The organism is Paenarthrobacter sp. TA1.8, assembly GCF_048595705.1.
GTDB lineage: Bacteria > Actinomycetota > Actinomycetes > Actinomycetales > Micrococcaceae > Arthrobacter > Arthrobacter nitroguajacolicus.
The window spans coordinates 1014277-1040114 of the sequence record NZ_CP184287.1 but is presented as its reverse complement, the minus strand read 5'-3'; the positions used below and the strand labels follow the sequence as shown (position 1 = coordinate 1040114).

24 protein-coding genes are annotated in these 25838 nt (G+C 60.9%); 19 read left to right on the top strand and 5 right to left on the bottom strand.

What is annotated here, in order from left to right; translation table 11 throughout:
• Positions 1-40: 40 nt before the first annotated feature.
• The 5 genes from ACNAOT_RS05030 (at position 41) to ACNAOT_RS05010 (ending at position 5312) form a co-directional block, all read left to right on the top strand.
• Complete coding sequence (locus tag ACNAOT_RS05030; protein ID WP_420180256.1) at positions 41-796, top strand: DedA family protein; 756 nt, start codon at positions 41-43, stop codon at positions 794-796.
• 53 nt (positions 797-849) lie between these two features.
• Positions 850-1344: a DUF2306 domain-containing protein gene (locus tag ACNAOT_RS05025; protein WP_420180255.1), complete on the top strand. Its 495-nt coding sequence runs from the start codon at positions 850-852 to the stop codon at positions 1342-1344.
• A gap of 140 nt (positions 1345-1484) precedes the next feature.
• Entirely contained in the window at positions 1485-2531 is a 1047-nt protein-coding gene (locus ACNAOT_RS05020; protein ID WP_420180254.1) for a homoserine dehydrogenase, read from the top strand.
• Entirely contained in the window at positions 2524-3939 is a 1416-nt protein-coding gene (locus tag ACNAOT_RS05015; protein ID WP_420180253.1) for an aldehyde dehydrogenase family protein, read from the top strand. Before ACNAOT_RS05020 ends, ACNAOT_RS05015 begins: the two co-directional genes overlap by 8 nt.
• An 8-nt stretch (positions 3940-3947) precedes the next feature.
• On the top strand, positions 3948-5312 hold the full coding sequence (locus ACNAOT_RS05010; RefSeq protein ID WP_420180252.1) for an aspartate ammonia-lyase: 1365 nt from the start codon (positions 3948-3950) through the stop codon (positions 5310-5312).
• 31 nt (positions 5313-5343) lie between these two features.
• On the opposite strand, the gene ACNAOT_RS05005 is transcribed toward ACNAOT_RS05010, so the two are convergent.
• Together ACNAOT_RS05005 and ACNAOT_RS05000 are read right to left on the bottom strand one after the other, a co-directional pair.
• Positions 5344-5799: an Lrp/AsnC family transcriptional regulator gene (locus ACNAOT_RS05005; RefSeq protein ID WP_091465588.1), complete on the bottom strand. Its 456-nt coding sequence runs from the start codon at positions 5797-5799 to the stop codon at positions 5344-5346.
• Entirely contained in the window at positions 5777-6724 is a 948-nt protein-coding gene (locus ACNAOT_RS05000; protein ID WP_420180251.1) for a LysR family transcriptional regulator, read from the bottom strand. Before ACNAOT_RS05000 ends, ACNAOT_RS05005 begins: the two co-directional genes overlap by 23 nt.
• A 151-nt stretch (positions 6725-6875) precedes the next feature.
• Between ACNAOT_RS05000 and ACNAOT_RS04995 the strand changes: the two genes are divergently transcribed.
• From ACNAOT_RS04995 to ACNAOT_RS04985, 3 genes are read left to right on the top strand one after another with little or no spacing between them, the layout of a single operon-like run.
• Positions 6876-7478, top strand: coding sequence for a helix-turn-helix domain-containing protein (locus tag ACNAOT_RS04995; protein ID WP_091467530.1), 603 nt, complete (start codon positions 6876-6878; stop codon positions 7476-7478).
• Complete coding sequence (locus ACNAOT_RS04990; protein WP_178996112.1) at positions 7471-8214, top strand: B3/4 domain-containing protein; 744 nt, start codon at positions 7471-7473, stop codon at positions 8212-8214. The genes ACNAOT_RS04995 and ACNAOT_RS04990 overlap by 8 nt, the downstream gene beginning before the upstream one ends.
• Positions 8198-9304, top strand: coding sequence for a trans-sulfuration enzyme family protein (locus ACNAOT_RS04985; protein WP_420181123.1), 1107 nt, complete (start codon positions 8198-8200; stop codon positions 9302-9304). Before ACNAOT_RS04990 ends, ACNAOT_RS04985 begins: the two co-directional genes overlap by 17 nt.
• Before the next feature lie 107 nt (positions 9305-9411).
• Here ACNAOT_RS04985 and ACNAOT_RS04980 read toward each other — a convergent pair whose 3' ends face one another.
• Together ACNAOT_RS04980 and ACNAOT_RS04975 are read right to left on the bottom strand one after the other, a co-directional pair.
• Complete coding sequence (locus ACNAOT_RS04980) at positions 9412-10635, bottom strand: MFS transporter (RefSeq protein ID WP_420180250.1); 1224 nt, start codon at positions 10633-10635, stop codon at positions 9412-9414.
• Complete coding sequence (locus ACNAOT_RS04975) at positions 10636-11523, bottom strand: dihydrodipicolinate synthase family protein (RefSeq protein ID WP_420180249.1); 888 nt, start codon at positions 11521-11523, stop codon at positions 10636-10638. It lies immediately after the preceding gene.
• 115 nt (positions 11524-11638) lie between these two features.
• Between ACNAOT_RS04975 and ACNAOT_RS04970 the strand changes: the two genes are divergently transcribed.
• Positions 11639-13063, top strand: coding sequence for a PLP-dependent aminotransferase family protein (locus ACNAOT_RS04970; RefSeq protein WP_420180248.1), 1425 nt, complete (start codon positions 11639-11641; stop codon positions 13061-13063).
• A gap of 447 nt (positions 13064-13510) precedes the next feature.
• Here the strand turns inward: ACNAOT_RS04970 and ACNAOT_RS04965 are convergent, their stop codons facing one another.
• The gene (locus ACNAOT_RS04965; protein WP_091465575.1) at positions 13511-13822 is read right to left on the bottom strand and encodes a pyrimidine/purine nucleoside phosphorylase; all 312 of its coding nucleotides are present in this window, start codon (positions 13820-13822) and stop codon (positions 13511-13513) included.
• Positions 13823-13990: 168 nt separating this feature from the next.
• Here ACNAOT_RS04965 and ACNAOT_RS04960 point away from each other — a divergent pair, with 168 nt between their 5' ends.
• The 10 genes from ACNAOT_RS04960 to ACNAOT_RS04915 all read left to right on the top strand — a co-directional run bounded on the left by ACNAOT_RS04960 (position 13991) and on the right by ACNAOT_RS04915 (position 25836).
• Positions 13991-15553: a helix-turn-helix domain-containing protein gene (locus tag ACNAOT_RS04960; protein WP_420180247.1), complete on the top strand. Its 1563-nt coding sequence runs from the start codon at positions 13991-13993 to the stop codon at positions 15551-15553.
• A gap of 117 nt (positions 15554-15670) precedes the next feature.
• Positions 15671-17038 carry an MFS transporter gene (locus ACNAOT_RS04955; RefSeq protein ID WP_420180246.1) on the top strand — a complete coding sequence of 456 codons (1368 nt, stop codon included), beginning with the start codon at positions 15671-15673 and terminating at the stop codon, positions 17036-17038.
• 1523 nt (positions 17039-18561) lie between these two features.
• Positions 18562-19401, top strand: a complete 840-nt coding sequence (locus ACNAOT_RS04950) for an ATP-binding cassette domain-containing protein (protein WP_420180245.1) — start codon at positions 18562-18564, stop codon at positions 19399-19401.
• A complete protein-coding gene (locus ACNAOT_RS04945; RefSeq protein ID WP_178996093.1) occupies positions 19398-20276 on the top strand; it encodes an ABC transporter permease in 879 nt (292 codons plus the stop codon). The genes ACNAOT_RS04950 and ACNAOT_RS04945 overlap by 4 nt, the downstream gene beginning before the upstream one ends.
• Positions 20273-21190 (top strand): ACP S-malonyltransferase, encoded by a 918-nt coding sequence (locus ACNAOT_RS04940; RefSeq protein ID WP_420180244.1) that lies wholly within the window; start codon positions 20273-20275, stop codon positions 21188-21190. Before ACNAOT_RS04945 ends, ACNAOT_RS04940 begins: the two co-directional genes overlap by 4 nt.
• Complete coding sequence (fabG, locus tag ACNAOT_RS04935; RefSeq protein ID WP_420180243.1) at positions 21171-21917, top strand: 3-oxoacyl-ACP reductase FabG; 747 nt, start codon at positions 21171-21173, stop codon at positions 21915-21917. Before ACNAOT_RS04940 ends, fabG begins: the two co-directional genes overlap by 20 nt.
• Before the next feature lie 13 nt (positions 21918-21930).
• Entirely contained in the window at positions 21931-22224 is a 294-nt protein-coding gene (locus ACNAOT_RS04930) for an acyl carrier protein (RefSeq protein ID WP_420180242.1), read from the top strand.
• 11 nt (positions 22225-22235) lie between these two features.
• A complete protein-coding gene (gene fabZ, locus ACNAOT_RS04925; RefSeq protein WP_420180241.1) occupies positions 22236-22688 on the top strand; it encodes a 3-hydroxyacyl-ACP dehydratase FabZ in 453 nt (150 codons plus the stop codon).
• Positions 22685-24844: a GNAT family N-acetyltransferase gene (locus tag ACNAOT_RS04920; protein WP_420180240.1), complete on the top strand. Its 2160-nt coding sequence runs from the start codon at positions 22685-22687 to the stop codon at positions 24842-24844. The genes fabZ and ACNAOT_RS04920 overlap by 4 nt, the downstream gene beginning before the upstream one ends.
• Positions 24841-25836 carry an aminomethyl transferase family protein gene (locus ACNAOT_RS04915; protein WP_420180239.1) on the top strand — a complete coding sequence of 332 codons (996 nt, stop codon included), beginning with the start codon at positions 24841-24843 and terminating at the stop codon, positions 25834-25836. Before ACNAOT_RS04920 ends, ACNAOT_RS04915 begins: the two co-directional genes overlap by 4 nt.
• The last annotated feature ends 2 nt before the right edge of the window (positions 25837-25838 follow it).

The window sequence follows — 25838 nt, the reverse complement described above, 5'->3', positions numbered from 1 at the left end:
TTGCGTGTTGCCCGAGGCCGTAGATAGGAATAGCGTTGAGGTGGAAGCCCAGTGGTCCCCCATCACTGGGCTTCTCTTTGGAACCGGCAGGATGCGCCGCAGGCCTCCTATAGGAGAGAGTCGCTTAAGAGAGGAGATCGACCTGATCAGTTTTCTTAAGGCGACTGCTGCAGCCGATGAACTGGGCGGGATTGTCGGTATAGCCGCGCAGGTAATCGAAGCCCTCGGTGAATGGGGCGTGGGCTTGCTGACGCTCCTGGAGACTGTCTTCCCGCCCATACCCAGCGAGGTGATCCTCCCACTGGCTGGATTCCTTACCCAACAGGGAAGCATGAACCTGATCCTGGTGTTCGTCACCAGCACCCTCGGGGCATATGCCGGCGCACTGCTCCTTTATTGGCTGGGGTACAAGGTGGGGTTGGAACGGTCCATCAAGCTACTTTCGAAACTGCCTTTGGTTGATCGGGAAGACTTCGAGAAGGCCGCTGATTGGTTCGAACGCCACGGTAAATCAGCAATATTCTTTGGCAGGTTGCTCCCCGGTGTGCGCAGCCTTATCTCCCTCCCGGCTGGTGCCGAACGCATGAACCTGATGACTTTCAGCCTCTTTACCGTGGCCGGGACCGGCCTATGGAACGCCCTGCTCATTGGGGCGGGATCACTGCTCGGCAAGCAATATCACCTTGTGGACCAGTACTCACTGTTCCTCAATTACGCCGTGTACGCAGGACTTGCCGCCTTCATAGTGTGGCTCATCATCCGAAGGGTCAAAAAGCGCAAGGAAAGCACTAAGTAGCTGAAGAAAGTATCAGTTACGGAGCCACAGTTGACGGCCACTAGGCTGGCCCTATGCCCTCGCCGTGGACCTTCCTCATCTCCCTGCACGCCATCGCAGCCGGCTACGCCTTAATCTTCGGCGCCGTGAACCTGCTCCGCCGCAACAAAGGCAGCGCAGCGCACAAGATCCTGGGCCGCATCTGGGCAGTGGCCATGTACGTCGTAGTCCTCACCTCCTTCGGGATCAGAACCATCGACGGCGGCTTCAACTGGCTCCACGCCCTCTCTGTGCTGACGTTCTGTACGCTGACCATGGGCCTATGGTCCGTCCACCGCGGCAATATCCGTGCACACCAGCGGTTTATGACAGGCAGCTACTTCGGACTCATCGGTGCGTTCATCGGCGTCGTAGCCGTACCGGACAGAAGGCTCCCACAGATGGCCATCCATGACCTCGCCGGCCTCACCCTATGGGTGGCGGCCCTCGCACTTACCGCCGGGCTGACCGTCGCGGGGCTGATGCAACTGCGCCGGAAACCCGTACTAAGCCCCGGCACCCGAAAGTAAGGGACACACCGCCGATGCGGACAAACCGCCCGCATTTTTGGGCGTTTCGGCATCCCGGACAGGCGATTCGTACATAGGTAACTGACACACCCGGGAACGAGGCTTGAAGGACAGCATCACCGCCCTACCAAGGAGATCCCGTGACTACTTACAACTTGGCCCTGATTGGTTTCGGAGGCGTTAACCGCGCCCTGGCCGAACTGATCCGCGACGAACCACAGCGCTTCGCTTCCCTCGGATTCGAGCTCCGCGTCGTAGCCATCACCGACCTGGCCTTCGGATCACTCGTCCAGGGCGACGGCATCGACCTTGCAGCCGTCCTGGCCATGCCCCGCGGGGCCTCCTTCGACGGCCTCCCCGGCGGCAGCTCCGACCCCCGAAATGAAGACGTTATCAAGAACAGCCCCGCCGATATCGTCGTCGAAGCAACCTTCACCAGCCCAATCGACGGCGAACCGGCCGTCTCGCACGTAAGGTGGGCCATCGAGTCGGGCAAGCACGTGGTGACTACCAACAAGGGTCCCGTCGCTCTCCGAGGCCCTGAACTGAGCAAACTCGCCGCAAGCAACGGCGTCCGCTTCGAATACGAAGGCGCCGTCATGAGCGGTACGCCAGTCATCCGCCTGGCACACAAGATGCTCGGAGGTCTCGAGCTGACGGCAGTCCAAGGCATCCTGAATGGAACCAGCAATCATGTGCTGGGCCGCATGGAAGCCGGTTTGCGCTTGGACGAGGCTATCGCCGAAGCCCAGGATCTCGGCTACGCGGAGGCTGACCCGACCGCGGACATCGGCGGCTCCGACGTCCGGCTCAAGGTCGCCATTCTGGCCAACGAACTGCTCGGGGCCAGCATGAAGCCCAGCGATGTAGAAACCACTGGCATTCAGGACATCAAGAGTGATGACGTGGCCAAGGCGTTGGCAAGCGGACATCGCTGGAAGCTGATCGGCGAAGCCCGCCGTGAAGCAGACGGCCGGGTCGTTGCCACCGTCAAGCCGATCGCCCTGCAGGCCGATCACCCGCTCGCCGGCATTTCCGGTGCCACCAACGCCGTGTCTTTCACCACCGATCTGCTCGGGGCAGTCACCGTATCCGGCCCGGGCGCTGGCCGTGTGGAGACCGCCTACGCCCTCGTCTCGGACATCATGGCCGTCAACGAATTCGTCAAAGGAGCCGTCCGTGCCTGAAACAGCGATTGCCGAAGCCAACTCCCCAGTGGCTACTCACGATCTGGTGGTGCACAACAAGTTTGACGGTTCCGTATTGGCAACCTTGCCCCAGTGCAGCGAGGCAGATGTACAGGTGGAGTTGATCCGTGCCGCTTCCGCCACTCCCGCAGCGGCCGCCATGCCCCGCCACGAGCGCGGCCGGATCCTGGACACCGCCGCGGACCTTCTTCAGGAGCGGTCTCAAAAGGTCGCGGAACTGATCGTTGCCGAAGCCGGCAAAACCATCAAACAGGCACGCAAGGAAGTCGCGCGGGCCGTCAACACCCTCAAGCTCTCGGCAGCGGAGACGCGCCGAAACGTCGGCGAAGTAGTCCCGTTCGACTCCTTCGCAGGCTCCGAGAACCGGCAGGGTTGGTTCACCCGTGAACCGCTGGGACTCATTGCGGCCATTACCCCTTACAACGACGCTTTGAACTTGGTGGCCCACAAGCTCGGCCCCGCGATTGCCGGCGGCAATACCGTGATCCTGAAGCCGTCGCAGCTGACTCCGTTGACAGCCATCCTCCTGGTGGACCTGCTGCGTGAGGCCGGGCTGCCGGCGGAGTTCGTTACCGTGGTCCTGGGTGATCGCACGATCGCGCAGACCATCATCTCCTCCAAGCTGGTCCGCATGGTTTCCTTCACAGGAGGTTTTGCCACCGGGCGTGCAATCGCGGCGAACGCCGGTATTAAGCGCTTGTCCATGGAACTCGGCGGCAACGCGCCTGTCATCGTGTTCGACGACGCCGACCTTGCCACCGCCGTCGAAGCCTGTGTCTCCGGCTCCTTCTGGGCTGCCGGACAGAACTGCATCGGCGCCCAGCGAATCCTTGTCCAAAGGACTGTCTTCGCTGCCTTCCTTAAGGACTTCGTCGCCCAAACGGCGGCTTTGAAAACCGGCGACCCGCGCAACGAACAAACCGACGTCGGACCCATGATCAGCAACGGCTCCGCTGTCGAAGCGAAGCGGAAGATCGATGACGCCGTCGTAGCCGGGGCACAGCTACTCACTGGCGGAACCCTGGACGGGCCGGTCCTGACGCCCGCTGTGCTCACGGGCGTCCCCCGCAACTGTGAGGCATGGAGCGAGGAACTGTTTGCCCCCGTAGTCCTGGTGGAGCCGTTCGACTCCCTTGAGGAAGCCATCGAGCTGGCCAACGACAGCGAATACGCCCTGCAGGCCGGGGTATTCACTAAGGACCTGGGCCGAGCCCTGGCAACCGCCAAGGCAATCGACGCAGGCGGCGTCATGATCAACGACTCCTCGGACTACCGGCACGACGCAATGCCGTTCGGCGGTTCAAATTACGGCAGCATGGGCCGCGAAGGTGTCCACTTCGCCTACGAGGAAATGACCCAGCCCAAAGTCATCGCGATCGCCTCATGACCGCAGGCGTGAGAATTGAACAGGACAGCCTGGGGACCTTGGCGGTCCCCAGGTCCGCCTTGTGGGGAATCCATACTGAACGGGCCATCCTCAACTTCCCCATCAGCGGCATCCAACTGGGAACCCACCGGCACCTGGTCCGGGCACTGGCGTATGTCAAAAAGGCTGCGGCGCTGACCAACACCGAGTTGTGCCTGATCCCGGCAGACATTGGCCACGCCATCGTTGCAGCCTGTGACACTGTGGCCTCAGGCGACGTCGACCACGCTTTTCCGGTGGACGTCATCCAAGGCGGCGCCGGGACTTCCACCAATATGAACGCCAACGAGGTCATCGCCAACCTCGCCCTGGAAGCATTAGGCCATCCCCGAGGCTTCTACGATGCGGTCGACCCCATCGGGCACGTCAACAAATGCCAGTCCACCAACGACGTCTACCCGACGGCAGTGCGCCTTGCCCTCGTGTTCGCCTTGGAAGATCTACTGGAGCGTCTGGCCCTGCTTTCGGCTGCGTTCGCCGAACGGGGGCGGGCGTTCTCATCCATCCCGAAGGTTGGCCGCACGCAGTTGCAGGATGCGGTGCCCATGACCCTTGGTCAGGAGTTCGCCGCGTTCTCCGTGACGTTAGAGGAAGACCGGCGCCGGCTGCGCGAGGCAGCTGCGCTGTTGCTTGAGTGCAGTCTGGGTGCCACCGCCATCGGCACCGGCATCACCGCCGATCCACTGTATGTTGAGCGTGTTATCGACAAGCTTTCAGCCGTGAGCGGCGTGACGCTGGTCCGTGCCCACGACTTCGTCGAAGCAACGTGGGACACCGGCGCCTTCATGACGTTCTCCGGAGCGCTCAAACGCACCGCCATCAAGCTCTCCAAGATCTGCAGTGACTTGCGGCTGCTCTCCAGTGGCCCGCAAACAGGACTGGCCGAGATTCGATTGCCTCCGCGCCAAGCGGGCTCCTCGATCATGCCCGGCAAGGTCAACCCCGTGGTTCCCGAAGTCGTCAACCAGATCGCCTTCTTCGTCGCCGGAGCTGACGTAACTGTAACCATGGCAGCAGAAAACGGACAGCTTCAGCTGAACGCGTTCGAACCAGCCATAGCTCACGCCCTGCTCCAATCAGTGAGCTGGCTGACCAACGGTGCCGACGTTCTGCGGGACCTTTGCGTGGAAGGCATTGAAGCGAACGAGGCTTTGCTGCGCTCCCGAGCGAGGGCGTCCACAGCGCAGGCCACTGCGCTGCTCCCGTTGCTGGGCTATGCAGTGGCGGCAGACCTCGCACACCGCGCCCTTGCTTCAGGGCACAGTGTCATGGACCTCGCCGTCACCGAAGGACAGCTCCCGCCCGAGCAGGCTGAGGCCTTAATGGGCGTCTGATTCGGGCCACAAGCTCGGTATCAGCGCCCCCTCAGCGTGGAGTCTGCCTGTCTATCACAGTCGAGAGGGACAAGGCCGTGGTTGTGTCGCGGACTCCGGGAAACTCTGAAACCTGCCGCCAGATTTCCTGGATCCTGGCTGCATCAGGTGCCTCCACCCTGGCGATCAGATCAAGCTCCCCGCTCACGACGTCGCAGGTGGTAATTTCCGGAATCGCCCGCAACCCGGCGATGACGTCACCACCCCTCATCCTGTCCTGTCGCTGAATCAGGAGCACGGCGTTGACTGTGGGCGCCCCGTTCCCAGCGGATTCCTTGATGGTGTAACCGTTGATGAAGCCGTCCCGTTCAAGCCGTTCGATTCGCTGCCGCACAGCGTTACGGGAAAGCAGCACCTTCCCGCCAAGTTGCGCCAAGCTGATGCGGGCGTTTCGACGAAGCTCGGCAAGAATCTGCGCGTCTATCTCATCGCGTGGATTCTTGGGCATGGGCGCTCCTGACTGAGGGGGTTTGAACATGTGATTGGGCGATCCCGCGCAAAGCATCGATAACGACAGCCACTGCCCGGTGAACTACCCGTTCGGGGCGGACCAGCATGTCCACGTGGCGAACTGTTTGCACGCCTTCGAGCGGACGCAGGACGACGTCCTGGGATGCAGGAATCCGAACGGTATGCCGGGGCAGCAATGCAAGGTGTCCACTTTCGGACACCATGGCCGCGGCAGTGCTGAAGTCATTGATCCTGTGCACAACGCGCATCGGATACCCGGCCGCAGCGGCTACTGCGTCGAGCATGTCGGCCGGTGAGAAACCAGCATGGGTGGAAATCCACGTCGTTCCCACCAAGTCAGAAGGTTTCAGCGTCCTCTTCATCGCCAGATCATGGGACGAGTGCATTGCCACGTCCATAGGTTCCCGCAACAACGACAACACGGCAAGCCTGTCCCTGGGCCAGAGGGGTGTGTGACTCATTCTGTGGCCGATCACAATGTCGTAGCTGGCCGTCAGAGCGGGGAACGAAACACGGTCGACGTCTTCATCGACGCATTCAACCACTGGGAATCCTTCCGTGTGTTCCAAGGCGGCCAACTCGGGGAAGAACGTCATCGCTGCGCTGTGGAAAGCACTGACGCGCACGGTCCGATCGATGCCTCCGACAAACTCATCCACCGTTGCTTCAGCGCGGGTGATCGCCTCGGAAACAGCGATTGCAGCTACCGCCAGCGCCTGACCGGCATCAGTGAGTTCAACGGATCGCCCCCGTTTCTGAGTGAGGGGTGCCTTGAACTTACGTTGAAGCGCAGCGAGTGACTGGGAGACCGCCGAGGGGCTCACGCCAAGAGCGCGTGCCGTAGCGGCCACACTGCCGTGATCGCCGAGCTCGCGCAAGACGCTGAGTTGATAGGGATCCATTAGCCTTACCTTAATTGTTGAGAACAACATATCTCATGGGCGCTATCTTTTTCCCACTCCCGGCTATGCCAGGAACAGGCAAAGGAATCTGTCAACGCTTCCGGGATCGACACCCATTGAAAGTGCACTCTAAGTGCAGTATGCTGCATTCATGGATGAAAACATCGCAACTTTGGCTTCGGCCATCGGCACGCGGGTGAAGCAGGAGCGCCTGGCCCGCCGTATGACACTGGATCAACTGGCCGAAGCGGCGGGCGTTAGCCGCCGCATGCTGGTCAACGTTGAGCAAGCAACCATGAATCCAAGCGTCGGCACTCTGCTAAGGATCAGCGATGCCTTGGGCGTCGGGCTGCCGGACCTGGTCCAGTCGCCCGAGCCCAAGGCCGTCACAGTGACCCGCAAGGGTGAAGGTGCCGTGCTGTGGAGCAGCGACTCGGGCGGACGCGGCGTGCTGGTCGGCGGAACAGCTCCACCGGAAGTAGTGGAGTTGTGGGACTGGATCCTCGGACCAGGCGACCAGCACTCAAGCGAAGCACATACTCCCGGCACCAAGGAACTCCTGCAGGTTCAACAAGGCACCGTCATGGTGGGCATTGCGGACCAAACGATCATCCTCGAAGTCGGGGACTCGGTCACTTTCCCCGGGGACGTAGCCCACTCTTACAGCAACAGCACCTCCGAACCGGCACGGTTCTCCCTCGCCGTCTTTGAACGCGGTGTCGGTTCAGGCCATCGGGAGGCAGGCAATGCCTAGTACCCAAGCCCTTCAGGAAACCCTGGACGCCGCCCAGGTTGAACCCGCTGTTTTCGAACTTCGACCCGACTACCGGGCCCTGCTGATTGCGGTCGATGGCCTCGTCCCCGGGGCCAGCGATGAAGCAAGCAACGCCTTGCTGGAGCAGGCTGAGGAAGGTGCCCGGACAGCCCTGAGCGAGCAGAAGGCCGAACACCTTCCGCACATTGCCGCATGGCGGGAGGCGTACCAAGCCTTCGGCGCCAAGCCCAACCGCACACGTAACAGCCTTGAAGCATTGGTTCGGCGGGCGGATGCGGGCCTCCCGAGGGTCAACAGGCTCACGGACCTTTACAACGCAATCTCGGTCATGCACCAGATCCCGCTCGGCGGCGAAGACCTCGCCCGATACAGCGGGGCACCACGACTGGTTCGTGCGACGGGCCAGGAACCTTTCGACACCATAGCCAGCGGAGAACCGGTCGTCGAATACCCCGACGCCGGTGAAGTTCTCTGGTGCGACGACGACGGCGTCACCTGCCGTCGATGGAATTGGCGTCAAGGCCGCCGCACGCAATTGCGTGACGAGACCACCTCAGCTTTGTTCATTTTGGACGCACTTGCACCGATGAGCACCGAATCGTTGCTTGCTGCAGGAGCTGACCTTACCAAGCACCTGTCCACGCTGGGTTCAGAGGTCGTCAGCGTCCAGCGCCTGATCAGCCACCGCCCAGCGCCGCATTCCACTGCCCGCTGATGAGGGCGTACCCTTCGAAAGGAAACCTGATTGGTCGAGCGTTGACGACGGACTGGTCTACACCCGAAATGCCGGAGCCAACCAGGTCGCCCTGGAAACAAAGCTTGCCGCTATGGAAGGCGCCGACGCGGCAGCCGCTTTCGCCACGGGCGTGGCCGCCTTGCATGGAGTGTTCTTCGCCCTCCTGAAGTCCGGCGATCACGTGGTGGTTTCCAACGTCACCTACGAAGCGGTCTACCGTCTCTTCGGGGAACTTCTTCCGGAAAAGTACGGCATTGAGGCCACCTTCGTTGATGCGGACGACCTGGAAGCAGTCCGGGCAGCCGTTCGTCCGAACACGAAGCTGATTCACGCTGAAACCATCGCCAATCCCACTACCAAGGTGGCCAACGTCGCCGCCCTGGCCAGTATCGCCAAGGACGCCGGCATCCTGCTGACCATAGATGCCACGTTCACTCCGGCACCTTTCTACCGAGCCCTCGACGACGGCGCAGACTTGGTCATCCACTCGCTGACCAAGTACATCAACGGTCACGGCGACGCAATGGGCGGTGTGGCCATTGGACGACGCGAACTCGTCCAGCACATCCGGCACGATGCCATCGTTGATGCCGGCGGAGTGATTTCGCCTTTCAACGCCTGGATGATCATGCGCGGTTCCGTGACCCTGCCGCTGCGCCTCAAGCAGCAATTCTCCAGCGCGGAGAAGGTAGCGGCAGTCCTCGAATCCGACCCGCGGATCGCCTACGTCCTCTACCCTGGCCTGGTCTCCCACCCGCAGCACGAACTGGCCGGCAAACAATTCGGAGGCCGCGGCTTCGGAGGCGTTCTCGCATTCGCTGTGGAAGGTGACTCAAATACCCAGAACACCTTCGTGAAAAACCTGCAGGTCATCACGTCGACGGTCTCGCTCGGCCACGATGAAACGCTGATCGTCCACGTCGGCCCGGATGCCCGCGGCGGATCGGAAAACTACCCGGCATCATTCCATAAGTACGGCCACTTGCGCCTGTCCATCGGGCTTGAAGACCCCGAGGACATTATTGATGACATCCTCAGCGCCCTGGACAAGACCTTCGGGGACAAGTAGACACCATAGGACAAAGCCTGGGACGGACGCTGGAGCAGCGCCCGTCCCAGGCTTTGCCTTCTTTCCAATCTGTCCGGTCCGGCACACGAACTCGTCGCCAGGAGGAATCAGCTTCGGGACCGATCGAGATGGCGGTCAACCAAGGAGACCACCACCGCCGAGACGACGAGCCCGGCTGCCAGGTATAAGGGAAGCCGGGTTGCAGGCGCGACGAGTGCCCCCGCAAGCGCTGTCCCGGCCGAACCGGCAGTGATTTTCAGGGCGCCGATCCAGACGAATACCTGACCTCGCGCCGCTGCCGGCGCGTATTCGCTACGGGCCGCCAAGGTGGAGGCGAAGAAGTAGGAGTTCAGCACGCCGGCGCAAGCAAAGGCTCCAACCGCCGTCGGGAATATCCCCGCTATGGCCGCACCGCCCAAGGCAATCCCTACCGCAGCGGCCAGCCAGGTCATTAATGGGTCTGCGTCTGTTTGCAGGGGCCGGATCATGACGCCCGCTGATCCCAGGAGTCCGCCCAGTCCATAGGCTGCTGTCAATATGCCGGCTACTGCCGGCGCTACCCCCAGTTCGCCCGTGGATGCCACAGCGGTGATCGGTAGTGCGGCCACTGACAGGGCCACGACAACGGTCATGTAGAGGGTTCGTCGCAGCGGGCCGTTGGAGATCATCATCAGCAGTGTCCGGCCAGGCCGGGGAACTTCGGCGGCAACCGAAGCCGGAGGCGTGTAGGGCAATAGCCTGATGACAGCAGCGGCCACAAACGTTGATCCTGCAAGGATCAGTGCGGCAGTGGCGGGGTTGGCCCAAGCCGAGACGGCCGCCACCAAGGACGGTCCGATCGTCCCGCTGATGCCGTACGTGGCCACGTCCCAGCCCTGAGCGCGCCTTTGGCTGGTGCGCTCAGGGCCGGCGATTGCTGCCAATCTGCTGCTGATGCCGCCCGTGAGCAGAGGACCGACCAGGCCGGAGGCGATGAGCAGGAGACCGGGAACAATGGGCGGGCTTACGGGGAAAAGAAGAACCGCAGCCGCGAGGGTTGCGCCATGGACAACACATGCCCACGCAATTACTGTCCTGCCATCCTTGGCGGTATCCAGGCTGCGCGCTATGAGGGGCCCGAAGAGATGCGGCGCCGTGATGCAAGCACCCAAAATTCCAGCCAACCAGCCGGGCGCTCCGCTCGTGGTTGCCAGCAGAACTATCGCGACAACTGCTCCGCCATCGGCACTACGCGCCAGGGTGGCAGCGAGGACATAGCGTGCAAGGCCACCCGGAGAGCCCGGCTGGTTCGTCCGACGGTGCTGGTTCTTTCTTGCCAGGCTAACTGACACCTAAGCCTCCAAACCACATTGCCGAATGGCCTCGGCCACTCTTTCCCGCCCCTCGGAGTCCAAGCCGTGGAGGGGCAGCGGCAAAGCCGAGGACGGCACGACGCCTAGGTCCTCAGCCAGGGCTGCGGTGACGCGAAGGCTTCCATAGGTACGGAACAGGGACCAGATCGGTTCCAGATCCGAGGAGGCGGCCGATGCCAGATCGTTTCGACCCGCGACAGCATGATCAACAAGGGTCCTTGCCTGTTGAGGCAACACCCCGGCAATCACCGAGTACCAGACGTTGCATCCAGCCAGCAGTGCCTCGGCGGCCGCCCAGTCTCCACTGATGCCCAGTGACGTCTCCTCCGGCAAACCGGCCTTGAGCTTGGCAACCCTGGCGGCTACTTCACCGGAGGCGGGCGGCGGAATCTTTATGGAAGCAATTCCCGGAATCCTGGCAATCCTGGCGTGCAGGTCATCGCTGAAGGTGAAGCCGGTGGTGCCTGGGTTGTCATAGACAACAATTGGAAGATCGGACTCTCCCGCGACGGTATCGAAGAGCCCGAAAACCTCGGCCTCCGATAGCTTTTGGTAGGACACCGGTGCCAGCAGCAGAGCTGAAGCACCGGCGTTTTGGGCATCAGCGGCAAATACCAGGACGTCCCGCGTGCGAACAGCTCCTATTCCGGCGAGAACAGGCACCCCGCTTGCTGCTTCCACAGCAATTTCGAGGACTGCCCTGCGTTCCTCGCGTGAGAGATAGGCGTAGTTTCCGGTCGAACCGAGAACACCCAGCGAATCTGCTCCGGCCTTCGCAACGCGGTTCACCACCCGGCCAAGTGCCTTCAGGTCGACACTTTCACCGGCCATGGGGGTGAGGGGGAATGCACTGAGGCCGTTGAACACTGGTTCCTACTTTCGTCATGCTGCAGAATCGCAGCGCTTCGTAGTGACGTGGTCCATGCTTCCAAAGGCCTTGGTCCTACACTAGGTCCAAGAACGTATAAGCCTGGAGGTCCAAGTGAGTGAAGCGGAAATACCGATTGAACTGGACAGGAACAGCCCCATGTCGCTCGCGGCACAAGTGGCCAGCAAGCTGCGCACCGCAATCCTCAATGGCATTCTCCAGCCAGAGCACACGCTGCCTGCGACCCGAAGACTCGCAACAGAACTGGGCATTTCACGGGGTGTGGTGGTGCGCGCATTCGAACAACTGGCAGGCGAAGGGTTCCTCGAGAGCAACGGCTCGGGCGGGACCAAGGTGGCCGTTCGTCCCGATATGCAACCCCGCCTCTCCAACGGGAAACAACCCAGCAGGCCCCCTCTCCCGGCTGACGTGATAGACCTGACGCCTGGCCGCCCATCCGGATCACCGTTTCAGGACAGGCAATGGCGTAGCGCCTGGAAGTCGGCCATAGGGGAACAGGGGAACATCCAACTCCCACCAGCCTTGGGGACCATGGCACTCCGGGAAGCAGTGGCTGATCACCTTGCCGTATCACGAGGGCTCGCCGTCGATGCAGAAGACGTCATCATCACCGGTGGCACCAGTGACGCGCTGCATCTCGTCGTCGCCATGCTCCGCAACCGCTCGCCACAGCCGCGCGTCCTGGTAGAGGACCCTGGCTACCCCACAGCACGCCGGGTCATGACGGCGGCCGGCGCACAGCTGGCGACAGTGCCGGTGGATCAAAACGGCCTGGACAGCTCACAGCTGGCCTTGCTGGAGGAAATACCGGATGCAGTCCTGGTGACCCCGAGCCACCAATACCCCTTGGGCGGCAGGATGGCCGTCCAGGAAAGACTGGGGCTGCTTAAATGGGCAGACCAACATGGTGTTCTTGTGCTGGAGGATGACTATGACAGCGAATTCCGCCACAGCAGAATGCCCCTTCCGGCCATGGCATCCCTCCCAAGCGCGGCCGACGTCGTCCTGCTGGGTACGTTCTCCAAGAACCTCAGCCCGTGGCTGCGATGCGGATACTTAGTGGTTCGGGGCAATGCCGGCGAAATGCTGAAAGCCACGAGGGAAGCCTTGGACACGCCCGTGGCCGGGGTGCTGCAATCAGCTATCGCACACTACATTAAAGGCGGCGGGCTTTCCCGGCATATCACGCGTGCCAGGCGCGAATACGCGCATCGACGATCCCTCCTCATCGACCGCCTGAACCCGCGGGATGACTTGGAACTCACCGCACTCGACGGCGGGCTGCATGCGGTCATTCGCTTCAAAAGCCCCGACGCGACAAGCGTGGCCACAAAGGCCTTGGAGTTAGGAGTGCGGGTGGTCCCCTTGGCTGGATACTACGCCGATCGCCCAGCCGAAAACGGTCTGGTCGTTGGCTATGGGGCCGTCTCCGACCTGCAACTTGCCAAGGCCCTGGCTGTTCTCTCGGGCCTGATAGGAGACGGCGCCCAGGGCTTGAGGTCAGACCCCTCCGACTAGCAACTAGAAGCGCATTCCAGTGGGTGGGCATCGGCGCTGTACTCACCGCGGTGCTTGCCGTCCTACGCGAGCAGGAGAAACTCTCCCTTTCGCGCGCCGCACTGCTCCGGCTTGGGATTTGCAGCCAAACGGATTCCAATCGCCTGTGTCATCGGTCTGAAACTCATAAACGCAAAACCAACAGTCCCCCGACACATCCATTCCGTGACGATCAGAAACGCCCAACCCGTGGCACACGCCCCCGACGCGGGCCTTCTATTTCAAGAATCACGACGGCGATCCCGCCTCAGCGCCGCGCTTCTGGACGCTTGAAAAGCATCCCGTACATGGCGCTGCTGAGCCTGGGCCTGATCCGCGTCTCACCCGAATCAGGCCCAGTTACTCACGGCCCCTTCGGCCGGTCCACTTCTGAAACCTCACAACGAGTGGTGTCTCATTCTTTGAGGACTACATGTCCAGGTGGCCGAGGAACTCTCCGGTATATGGGCAAAGGTAGGCGACGGTGTCATTCACACGGACCGTGAAGTCGGTACCCCCAGGGACCTCGAATCGTTCGCCTTCCTTGTAGGTGGTCCACTCCCCCTGACCGGCAGGCTGCTGGACATCCCAGGTACCGCGCACGAGATGCATCCACTCCTTGACGGGGGCTTCGAACTTCCACTCGCCAGGCTCCATCACCCCGACGGTGAAGTTGCCCTGCTCGTTCTTGAATTCGAGGCTGCGTACCTGTCCCTCGAAGTATTCGTTCTGGCCGATCATGACATGCTCCCATTCGCAGTTGTGTTCTTCGGCTCGCTGATTGCGGCCTGCTGAGAATCACACTATTGAAGCCATGCTTCCCATACCATCGCCGGAGCGTACTCTTTGCTGGGTACGTAGTGGCCGCAGTGTACAGAAATGCGACCCGATCGTTGTTAACATAGGGCCATGGCACTTGAATCAAAGTCGTTCACGGTGGCCAGGCTTGCCTCCATTCCAAACATCGGACTGACCATGGCGCACGGAGGCAGCGGAGTTGAACGAGCAGCCGGTATCCCGATCTCCGTCGAGCGGAAGGGGCGATTCCCTGAGCTCCACGGCGGTGAGATAGTGCTTACCAGCGGGCTGCACATCGGTGAGGATTGGACAGCCTGGAAGAATTTCCTGCTGGCAGCGACGGGCGCCGGCGCCTCCGGGCTCATCATTGGCCTCGGCACAGAGGCAGCCTTCGAAAGCCTCCCGGAACAGGTGCAGACCCTGGCAAGCGAACATGACCTGCCACTGCTGACCGGCGACATTGCCGACTTCGGGCGGATTGCGCACACTATCGCCGTTCTCCACTCGGAGGGTCAACGGGAATCGTTCAGGCGACCGCTCGACCTTCAGATGGAGATCACCGCGATCGTGGCCCGCGGCGGTTCGTTCGGAGACCTGCTCGCTGGCTGGCAGCAACGGACCGAGGAGCCGGTAGCCGCGTATGATCGCCTCGGGCAGGTCATGGCCAGAAGCTCGTCCTTCCCAGCGAACCTGCTCGCTCCGCTGGGCAAACGCCTCGCCGGTCAAGAAGCTCCACGACTCGGAGAACAACTTCGCCTGAACGCAACCGAGCTGGCTGCCGATCCCGATGGCACGTCTGCAAGCCCCGAAGGAACGGTCGAAATCTCCCCCTTCGCGGGCAACGACACCGTACGCGGGTTCTGTGTCCGCATTACTACAGGCCATGAGACGGCCGAACTCGCTGCACCGGCGCTGCGTTCCCTCCTTGCCCTCGAATTTGAACGTGTGTGGTTCCTTGACGAGTCAGCGCGCCGCAAACGCGCTGAACGGTTTGCCCGTCTCCTGACGCTTACGGAGCCGGGCAGTGCTCGGACATTCCTCCGCAGTATCGGCATTGATTCGGGTCCGCTGTGGGGCGTAAGCATCGAAGCGCGCAATGAGACACATGCTGAAGTTCTCGTCGACGACCTCGCCGTGGTGCTCGCCGCCCCCTTCGTCCGGCATCGCCACCGGATCGTGGAGTGCCTGGCTACTGTCGATCCCCGGCAGGCATTGGCTGACTACGGCCTTCGCGTCCCCACGGGCATCGGCACGCGGGGGGCTCCTGAGCACTCAGCCCGCAGCATCAGGCAGGCTACCCTGGCGTTGGAGACCAGCCGTCGGGCCGGCACTCCCATCGAATACGTCGACGGGGCCTCGCACGAGTTCCTGATCAACGCCGCCCCATCGGACTACCTGGAATCTTTCTCCAGCGCCGTCCTTGCCCCCATCGAGAAGTCGCGAGGAGGCGAAGCCCTCCTGAACACACTGCATACGTGGCTTCTTGAGCGCCGATCCGTCGAGCCGACGGCGGAACGGATGGGAGTCCACCGACACACTGTGCGGAACCGGATGCAGCGGATCGTCCAGATCACCGGTCACGATCTTGACGGCATCGATGCTCAAACCGAACTGTGGCTCGCCCTGAAAGTCCGAGGCTTCCGCGACACTAGAGACTCACCCATGGGGCCATAACCAACCGGCGAGATTCTCCGTCACGGCCATATTCCGTCGTGACCTTCGGTGCCATGATGGTCGTCACATCCTGCGGACCCACCGCGAAGATCCGGTACTCAAATGAGGAACGACATCATGCCCACCACCGTAGCCACCACAGATTCAGTCCCCCGATCCATACTCCGCCGAGTCGTGATTGCCAGCGGGCTTGGCACCCTGCTGGAGTACTTCGACTACGCCAGCTACAGCTACCTCGCGACCACCATCGCCGTGGTCTTCTTTCCCCCGGAGGACCGGGCAGTTGCGCTCATGAGCACCTTTGCGGTGTTTGCACTTTCGTTCCTTGTTCGCCCACTCGGGGCCTTCGTTTGGGGCAGCCTTGGCGACAAAATCGGACGCAAGAGCATCCTCGCTACGACGATCATCCTCATGTCCGGGGCAACGTTCCTCATTGGCTTCATTCCAAGCTATGCCACCATCGGCGTCGCCGCACCAATCCTTCTTCTCCTGCTTCGAGTGACGCAGAGCTTCTCCGCCTCAGGCGAATACGCCGGCGCTGGCACTTTTGTTGCCGAGTATGCTCCTGTAGCCAAACGGGGCCTGCTCACCAGCGTGGTACCCATAGCCGCTGCCTCAGGGTTCCTGGTAGCTTCCCTCATGGCCACGGTCCTCTACGCCAGCACCTCACCGGAATTCATGCAGGAGTGGGGCTGGAGGATCCCGTTCCTGATCGCCGGCCCTCTCGGTATCGTTGGCCTCTGGCTGCGCATGCGACTGGAAGACACCCCGCAATTCCGCAGGGCGCTGGAACTCGAGAAGAAGCAGCTCAAGACAGCGGCCGACCAACTTCCGGCCACAAACCGCTGGTCAGAAACCCGCAAGAGCCTTCCGTCGATGTTCAAAGCACTGCTCGTTATGTCACTCAATGCCGGCGCCTACTACCTGCTGCTCAGTTACACGCCATCATTCCTGATAGAAGAAGCCGGGATGAGCGAAGCCACAGCGACGCTGGTGGTCACGATCGGACTCGTCGCGCACATCATTTTCATCCCCCTGGCGGCCCGCCTCTCCGACCGGATCGGCCGCAAACGGACCTTGATGATCTCGAGCATCGCCTTCATCGTGTTGAGCTACCCGATCATGACGCTGCTCTCCTTCGGAGGAGTGGTCCTCGCCTCCGCGGTCCTCATCGTGTCACTGATGTTCTTCGCCATGAACGATGCCGTCTTCCCTTCCTTCTTCACCGAGCTGTTCGGCACCCGCTCCCGCTACCTCGGGTTCGCACTGCCCTTCAACGTCGGAGCCATGCTCTTCGGCGGCGTCGCACCACTCATCGGCACCTGGCTGATCGCCACCACCGGCAACCCCAGCTCACCGGCATTCTTCCTGATGGGTATCGGAGTCCTCTCACTGGTTGGACTCCTCATGAGCGCAGAAACCGCAGGCAAACCACTCGCCGACGAGCAAGCTGAAGTAAGCAAGGCGCCGGTCGCCACGGTGTAGCGCCCCAACACCAAACGACTCGACTTCAGAACCAAGCTCAGGGTCGGACAGCATTTCCGGTAATTGCTGTCCGGCCCTCAGTGCAGATGCGAGCAGTAGTTACTCGCCAGGCGAGCCTCCGCATCTAACGAGGCACGACTTCCCGGGTACAGCGGAATCGCTGGTCGTCTGCATAGCATGGGGCTCAACGACTATTGGGGGTAGCAGTGAATTTAAGTCCGGCTTTCGGAATCATCGGGATCCTATACGCGGTCTTCGTTATCGCGGTGGCCGTCTTGGCCGTGTATGCGTTGGTCTTGTCCATCATTTTCTTGCGGCTGAGGATCGCAGAGTTGAAGAGGGCTGCAGGGACCGAGGACAGCTGACTCCCCTGCGAAACGGCAAGAACGCAGCGGCGCCTGGTTAGGACCTGGTAGCGGTCGACCAAGTCGCACAGCACGGCAGAGGTTAGGGAACGGGATGCGCTGGCCTCACCGAAACTGCTCACGCTTCCGAATTCGGGGCCTTGGTCTTCCGGGGTTGGAGTCCAGAGCCTATGAACTGACCCAGACCGATTTCAACCATCGACGTAAGGCGCACGCAATGCACCCGCTGTTCATTTAGCGGTCACTTTCAAGTAGCCCATAAGTACCTAGTTGTAATGATCGGTGACGAAAACCTGGGATTGGAGTTCGTGTGATGGTGATTCCGGCCCGAAGCAATGCGGATCTGCAGCAGTACTCTGCCTTATCGGCCTGCCGCTCGGGTCGAGCGAACCGTTTATGACGTCTCACTGAACCCGATTTTGCCCTTCGACACATTCGGGCATCACACCCAGCCGTCGTTGATCCGCGAGTGTCCGGTTCAGCTAATTTCTCCGTTGACAAGAAAAGAAGATTCCGAAATATTCAGGACAAGGGAAAGTCAGCAGTGGATTTGAATTACTTGTCATGAGATTGACAGAAACGTCTTTGCGACGCCGGAAAAGCAAACTCTCAATGACAACCCGATTGCCGGAAATTATGAAATTTCGTCCACCGTCTCGTTGACCTAAGTCCCTTCGCCGTAAGTTCAGGAGGCGTATCAGCCAATCCAAGGACTAGAGGCACCGTGGATGCCGATGCCCTACGCTGCACCGGCCGCCGCAGCCAAAGAACTGCACAAACGTGTTGAGAACTTGAGAATTTATGTGACTGAAATGAGTACCACGCAGCATTTCACCACGACTGACACAGGGCCGATTGTGCATCTAATACCTCGAAGCAATTGAAGTCTCGACCAATACATCATTCCGGTCCCACGGCATACTTGCATCGACAGCAGTGAGGATCGTGGCACACTTTCCACCGGGAGCCGGTTTTGCGGCACTCATATCCATCGGGTACGTTGTGGTTACTTTGTCGAATGGGGGCGACATTTGTTGCCCCACAGAACTGTTTCAAGGCACACAGTGGGGGCTATGCGTGACCAGTAACGTCATTAAAATCAGTAACCTAAGCAAGAGATACGGCACTTTGCAGGCCGTTCAGGATTTGTCCCTGCAAGTGGAGCGCGCATCCATCTTTGCCTTTCTGGGAACCAACGGTGCCGGCAAGTCCACCACCATCGGCTGCATCACCACCACTCTCGGATTCGACAGCGGAACCATTCAAGTCGCCGGCCATATCGTGGGCAAGGAAGACGATGAGATTCGACGCAAGATTGGCGTCGTTTTCCAACAGTCGCTGCTGGACCCGACACTGTCGGTCAGGCAAAACCTCGACATACGAGCAGGTTTTTATGGGCTCACGAGGTCCGAGCGGACCCAGCGCATCAGTGAACTCGCCCAGCTCATAGGTCTCGAATCTTTCCTCGAGAAGCCCTTCTACGGGCGGCTCTCCGGTGGCCAGAAGCGCCGGGCGGACATCGCGCGGGCTCTTATCCATCGACCCGAGATTCTTTTCCTTGATGAGCCGACCGCCGGCTTGGACCCGCAGAGCCGGGAACAAGTCTGGCAAACCATTCACAAACTTCGCGACGACGACGGCCTGACCGTTTTCCTCACGACCCACTACATGGAAGAGACCGAGGTGGCTGACCAGGTCTCCATCATCGACTCCGGAAAATTGGTCGCCCAGGGAACGCCTGCGCAATTGCGTGAACAGCACAGCAACAGCATCCTCACCGTCACCACAGACGATCATGAATTCCTCGCGGAGTACTGCAGGACCGCCGACCTGAGCTGGACACTCGACAATGACGTTTATCGCGTTGAGGTAGATGACTCGAAGCAGGCCCGGCACCTGCTCATTGTGGGCGCAGAACGCGTCCACGACTTCGAGTTCCGGCACGGACGCATGGACGACGTCTTCCTTGCACTGACATCCAAGAGGAGCGAACCGTGAACAGCATCATGATTCTCAGCGGCCGTAACCTGATGATCTTCTTCCGCGACAGGGCCGGGGTATTTTTCTCCCTGCTCTCGGCGCTGATTCTCATCGCCCTTTACGCCCTGTTCCTCGGCAACCTGCAAGTGGATAACCTGCAGACAAGATTCCCTGACGCAAGCAGCTCGGAAATCAGCGCTTTCGTCAACGCCTGGGTTTTTGCTGGCATTACGATGATCACCACCCTGACCACCGGACTTGCCGCCCTCAACGTATTTGTTGACGATGCGTCGACCGGGCGTTTCCGTGACTTCCTCGTCTCCCCTATCAGGCGGACGAACATGATTCTCGGATACTTGATCGCGAGCTTCGTCATCTCCGTCATCATGACAGCGGTGGTTATCCTGGTAGGCCAGCTCTACATCCTCTTCCGCGGGGAACCCTTGATGACCTGGGCCCAGCTTGGACAATGCGCCGCCGTCGTCCTGGTTTCATCTGCGGCGTTTGCCGCGCTGTCCAGCTTCGTGGTCACTTTCATCAAGTCCAGCACCGCCTTCTCAGCTCTGAGCACCATCGTTGGAACCATCATCGGCTTCCTTGCCGGCGCTTACATCCCGGCCGGCACCCTGCCCTCCGGTGTGGTCAATGTCCTGAACGCACTTCCTTTCGCGCAATCAGCCATGTTGATCCGCCAGCCTTACACGTCACAGGCACTTGAAGCGCTGACAAATAACCAAGACCAGGCCGTCGACGCAGTGCAGACGTTCTACGGCATCACAGCATCAGTCGGCGATCTCGCGGTGACGAACACACTGGCGATCTCCGTGCTCCTTGGAATGGTTGTCGTCTTCATCGCACTGGGCTCCTGGCGAATCGGTCGGCGCATACGATGACCGGCAACGAGGACCTGTGGGGAGGCCTCGAGTCCACCGTCGCTATGTTCCCGGGCCAAGGCAGCCAGCGTCCGGGAATGGGCAAGGCCCTGACAAAGAATTTCCAGGTGGCCGACGACGTCTTTGATGAATGTTCCGATGCGCTCGGCATTGATGTCCGTGAACTTACCTGGGATTCAGCCCCGGAGCAACTGGGGAAAACCGAAAACACGCAAGTGGCGCTCGTCGCGGCCAGCATCGCTGCGTGGAGGGTGTGGACCCAGGTGGGCGGCAACCTGGCCCACGCAGTAGCCGGACACAGCATCGGGGCGCTGTCAGCGGCCATTGCAGGCGGATACATACCGTTGGCAGATGGCATCAAACTTGCCAGGCGCCGAGGTCATTTGATGGCCTCGGCCCCTGGACGAGGGTCGATGTTGGCCGTGGCTGTCCGGGGAGAGGAACAACGAGATGGACTCATCGCCTCGGCAGCAACGTTCGGTCTCGACGTAGCCGCAGTCAACGGCGAACGCCAGATCGTTCTCTCCGGGCCCATCAACGACATTGAGGACGCGCGGAAACACTTCGGCGCTAAATCAACCCAGCTCAACGTCAGCCACGGATTCCATTCCCGGCTGATGGACCCTGTGATGGGCGAATGGCAGGAGTTGCTGCTCCACGCGCCGTTCCGCGACGGGGACGTACCACTGCTGGGCTGCACCTCACCCCGGCGCCTGGAAACCGCGATGGAGGTCTCCAACGAGCTCTATTTCGGCATCCGACAACCGGTGCGATGGGACCAGGTCCTTCAAAGCGCGGACAGTTTCGGGACCTGGGTCTACTTGGGAACAGCAAAATCACTTTCCCGTCTCAGACGGAATCAAACTCAAACAGTTCAGATCGTGGAGGACACGTATGTTGGACGTCGAACCTAGCCCTATCACCTTGGTTGTGGGCGCATCCCGGGGCATCGGCAAAGCCTGCGCACTGGAACTTGCCAGGAACGGTCATGACATTGTGATCTTCTACCGGCAGGACGACGAGGGCGCTGCTGGAACAGTTGAAGCGATACGGGAACTGGGACGCAGGGCCTTGGCGGTCCGCGTCGACGTTTCCGTTGAAGCCGACGTCCGCGCAGCCTTCCGTACGGTTCTCAAAGACTTCGGACGAATCGGCTCCGTTGTTTACAGTTCCGGAATCACCGCTGACGGGCTCCTGGCAACAATGTCCCTGAACAACTGGGAGCGCGTCATCAGCACCAACCTGACCGGCGCGTTCCTGGTCTGTCGCGAAAGTGTCAAGGCGTTACGTAAAACAGGCGGCTCGATCGTGCTCATCAGCTCCACCTCGGGTATCAGCGGCCAGCCCGGCCAAGCGAACTACAGCGCGACCAAGGGCGGAATCAACGCCCTGACCCAATCCATGGCCAAGGAAATGGCGTCCTTCGGCATCAGGGTAAACGCTGTGGCACCCGGTTTTACGAACACCGACATGCTCAAACAGATGGATGCCAGAGCACGTCGCGAATATACCCAGCACATCCCGCTGCAACGAATCGGTGAACCCCACGAGATAGCTGCAGCTGTGGCATTCCTCGTAGGACACCAAAGCTCATACATCACCGGTCATGTCCTCGCCGTCGACGGCGGCCTGACTTCCTGAAGGAGAACTCCCAATGAACGACTTTTATGAAGCCTCCCTGTCCGCCGGGCGGAAGAGGACCGAACTCAACGCCCGCCTGAAAAACCTGCTGTCCGAAGGATTGGAGTTGCCCATCACCGGTGACCAGATCGAGGACGACCAGCCTCTCTTTGGGCGCGGACTCGAACTCGACAGCCTCGACACCCTTGAAATCGTGAGCTTGGTTGAAGAGGAGTTCGGCGTCTACATTACCGACGAGGACCGGACAGTTTTCGGGTCAATCAACAAGATTGCCGATTTCATCGCTGCCAACAGCGACGACGATTAGGGGCCGGCGCAATGTCCATCGCCCTCAAGGCCAGCGACATCCTGGCCCGGCTCCCACACCGTCACCCCATGGTCCTCCTGGACAGGGTTGAAGACCTCAACTACGGCAAATCCGCGACCGGAATCAAGAACATCACGATCTCGGACCCCGTCTTCCAAGGCCACTTCCCCAACAACCCCGTGTACCCTGGCGTCTACATGATTGAAGCCTCGGCACAGCTGTGCGGGCTCCTGTTGGGCTCCCCTACAGGTGAAGACGGCCCCGTCCTTGGGTACCTGGCGTCAGTGCGCAAATTCAAGTTCATCACCCCGGTCTACCCTGGCGATGTGCTGAGCATCCAAGCACGCGCGGGCGTAAGCCACGCCAATCTTGCGGACTTCAGCGTCGACATCAAAGTCAGCGGCAAGATCGTGGCCTCCGGGTCCGTGGCGCTTGCACGCATAGACCCGGACCCATCAACATGAAACCGGCAGTAAGGCTCTACGACCCGGAACTGGACGCGGCACGTGTCGCGGAGCTCTACAACCGAAACAACTACGGCACGATCCAGAGCGGCTCACCTCTTACTGGCAACGACGTTAACGCAGTGTTGAAAGAACGCGGCGCAGTACTGTTCATGGTGGGGGAAGACCGCGGGAACATTGTTGGCACCATAGGCTACCTGAAGGTCTCGGGCCGACGGGTCGCCGGCGACGGAGAACTCTTTTCCGGCATGTTCCTCATCGAGCCGGGCTACCGGATGGGCTTCCTGGCCGGTGACCTGTTCATGCAGTCCTTCATCAAGCTGGTCGAACAGGGTGTCCGGGCTCTGCGCCTTGAAGTTGATCCAGCCAACCAAAAGGCTTTCCCGCTCTACGGACGGGTTGGCTTCAGGACGGCAGGCATCATCAGGCCTGATGAGGACGGCTACATCGAACTCATCAGCTTCCTCCCCGGCGTCGTATCGGATCTGCTTCAAACGCCCTTTGCCGGCGCCTCCCCAGAGGACATGTTTTCGAAGTACTCCTGGCGAAGCATGGGCTCAGCCCGCGGCAAAGACCTCATGGACGGCGTCTCCGTCCAGGACGGCACCCCGCTGCTGACCTACACCTTCCCCGTGAAGAATGACGTCGTTGAAGTCCAGGTCAACATGTCAACAGGTGCAGTCATCCAGGCCCGCCACAACGGCCAACTCTTCGACTGGCCGGAATCCCCTCAACGTGCTGCTCCGAACGGCAACCACGGGCCTTCAATCGGCTCCCGCCGGCTTGGCGCTTTCACTATCTCCCTGGACGCGGCAGGGACGTTGACGATTGAGCATCCTCGGCACCCGGGTCCGGTATTGACCGATCATTTCCCCGTAGGAGCCGACGGTGCACCTTTCTGGCGCCGTCCCGCCGCGCTGAACGTCACGTGCCAGGATCTTCCCGACGGATGGACGACCCGGCGGGGACCGATTACCCGCGAAATCCGTGTTCATAGCAGCAAAGTCAGCATCGCAGTGAGCCACCAAAGAAATCAAAAGGTGACGGCGTTCCCCTGGGTGAATCTACGTTCAGGGGAATTCCACCTCAACACGAAAAACCGCCAGCGCCCCTTAGGCGGTCCAATCGTCCGCGGTATCTGGCCGCCGGACAGGACCGACTTTGAAGCCGCCGAAAGTGCCTTCGATGATCAAAGCAACGGCGCTTCCGCCCTTTGGACCGATACTGCGCTGGGGCTCGCATTGGCTGCTACCTGGAACTCGGATGGGAAGCTCCGGGTCGAAGGCTCCCATCTTCCGGCGGCGTCCTCCGAGAACGGCTCCATCCTGTATGACGTGGGCCTCTTCGACGGCGCAGATGCTTTGCCCGTTCCCGAAAACCCGGAAATCCTTCCTTCATTAACACCGGTGTTTCACCCCTTATCCTCCGGAACCCAGGGGGATTGGAAGCCCATCCAGTGGGTGGCGGCGGAAAGGTCGCGTGTCGATGTGCTTGAGGCCGTAGGGAGCAACGGGTTTTTGCTCGTCGCTCCCGACCGGGGCATCGTTTCGTGGAAGTCAGGCCAAACTCAGGTCCTCGCGTCGCCGTTCCCGAAAACACGGACACTTGGGCCCCTGACGGCATGGCAATCCGGTCTTTGGGTCTCGGACCAGGGAGGGCGAGAAGACCCGGAGCAAGGCATCGAGTGGGGCAGCGATGGTTGCACATCCCACCTCGCTGACAGCCCATCAGATCGACCCCGCTGGGAAATCCAGCAGCGCGACAGCGATCTGACAGCGCTCCGCATCGTCGTTGACGGCGCCAACGGGTCTGAACAGGTCACGCACCTCACGCCGAACGCCCAAATGCAGGCCCGAAACCGGGCGCCGATCCTTTTTCAGACGGATACCAATACCGACCTGTGGTGGGCAGCAGCCCGGGACCGGACTCCGTGGCGGGCCTCAGTGCGGAGAGCGGCCATAGGTCTGGGCGGGACCACCTGGTTGGTCATCGAAAACGACGAAGGCAGCCATCCCGAAATTTTGATCAGGTCCTCCGGTGAGTACCTCCTGCTGTCCCTCCTCGCCAGAGCCGGGGACACCAACACGACATCATGGCTCCTTTCCGCTCAGGAACTAGGGAGCCCCAGCACAACCATCAAGGAGAATCCGTCATGACAGCTACGACTGACTACGAGGCAATTCGTTCCACCGCCGCCGTTTACCCCACCGGTGAACTGGTTCTCGAAATCGCCGGCGAGCAGCGGGAGGAACTCGTTTCCTTCCTGCTAGCCAAACGCACCGAATTCGCCCAACCCGGAAGCGTCGTTGAATCACTGGTGCTCAGGGAAGATGCTTCCGTTGCAGGCCACGTCGCGGCCTATATCGAAGAGGAACGCGTCCTTCTGATTGCAGAACAGCCCATCGACGTCGACATCACCACCATCGCGAAGCAACGCGGCCTGGAGTCCGTCCGCGTCACCGACCTGTCCGCGTCCACAGCCGTCGTAGCTGTGGAAGGACCCGTGGCCTGGAAAGTTGTCCAAGACTTCGCCGACGAAGAAATCGCAGGCGTCCTCTTGGGCGAAAGCTGCACTGCGACGTTGCCGGTATCAGAGCAGCCGGCGACCATTATCCGTACCGGCACCACCGCCGAGTACGGCTACCTGATTCTCGCTCCGGACACCGACCGTGACGCGCTGCTGAAGTTCATTTCAACGATCGCCACGGAATTAGGCGGCCAACGAGTCGGCCCCGAGGCACTACAGCGCGCTCAGGCCGAAGTCAGCCACCCCCTCTACCCTGAACAATTCAGTGGCCTGACCGTCCGGGAAGCTGCTGCCCTCTGGATGCTCTCAGCGGACCGTGATGACGACTTCCTCGGCAGCGACCAGCTTGAGAAGGAAAAAGCCGCGCGTTCACTAGTCGCCGTCACTGCCACCACGTCATCGATCCCGGCGGCAGGAACCAGCATTACCGCAGGGGAAACCGAAATCGGCCGGATCCACCATACGCTTCCCTCCGCTGGGCAGCCACAAGGGTTCGCCCTGGCCCTCTTGGATGCCCCCTTCAACGTGCCGGGTCTGGAACTGCAAGCAGGCGGCGTGACCTTGACGACGATTTCGCGCCCCTCAGTTGATCCGGTCTCCTGGACCGAACCGATCGGTTAAGC

Excerpts from the sequence above, each read along its gene's own strand:
- ACNAOT_RS05000 (WP_420180251.1), bottom strand. The coding sequence starts at position 6,724 with ATGGATCCCTATCAACTCAGCGTCTTGCGCGAGCTCGGCGATCACGGC.
- ACNAOT_RS04960 (WP_420180247.1), top strand. The coding sequence starts at position 13,991 with ATGGCACTTGAATCAAAGTCGTTCACGGTGGCCAGGCTTGCCTCCATT.
- ACNAOT_RS04920 (WP_420180240.1), top strand. The coding sequence starts at position 22,685 with ATGAAACCGGCAGTAAGGCTCTACGACCCGGAACTGGACGCGGCACGT.
- ACNAOT_RS04965 (WP_091465575.1), bottom strand. The coding sequence starts at position 13,822 with ATGATCGGCCAGAACGAATACTTCGAGGGACAGGTACGCAGCCTCGAA.
- ACNAOT_RS04915 (WP_420180239.1), top strand. The coding sequence starts at position 24,841 with ATGACAGCTACGACTGACTACGAGGCAATTCGTTCCACCGCCGCCGTT.
- ACNAOT_RS04955 (WP_420180246.1), top strand. The coding sequence starts at position 15,671 with ATGCCCACCACCGTAGCCACCACAGATTCAGTCCCCCGATCCATACTC.
- ACNAOT_RS05025 (WP_420180255.1), top strand. The coding sequence starts at position 850 with ATGCCCTCGCCGTGGACCTTCCTCATCTCCCTGCACGCCATCGCAGCC.
- ACNAOT_RS04995 (WP_091467530.1), top strand. The coding sequence starts at position 6,876 with ATGGATGAAAACATCGCAACTTTGGCTTCGGCCATCGGCACGCGGGTG.
- ACNAOT_RS05005 (WP_091465588.1), bottom strand. The coding sequence starts at position 5,799 with ATGCCCAAGAATCCACGCGATGAGATAGACGCGCAGATTCTTGCCGAG.
- fabG (WP_420180243.1), top strand. The coding sequence starts at position 21,171 with ATGTTGGACGTCGAACCTAGCCCTATCACCTTGGTTGTGGGCGCATCC.
- ACNAOT_RS04940 (WP_420180244.1), top strand. The coding sequence starts at position 20,273 with ATGACCGGCAACGAGGACCTGTGGGGAGGCCTCGAGTCCACCGTCGCT.
- ACNAOT_RS04990 (WP_178996112.1), top strand. The coding sequence starts at position 7,471 with ATGCCTAGTACCCAAGCCCTTCAGGAAACCCTGGACGCCGCCCAGGTT.
- fabZ (WP_420180241.1), top strand. The coding sequence starts at position 22,236 with ATGTCCATCGCCCTCAAGGCCAGCGACATCCTGGCCCGGCTCCCACAC.
- ACNAOT_RS04930 (WP_420180242.1), top strand. The coding sequence starts at position 21,931 with ATGAACGACTTTTATGAAGCCTCCCTGTCCGCCGGGCGGAAGAGGACC.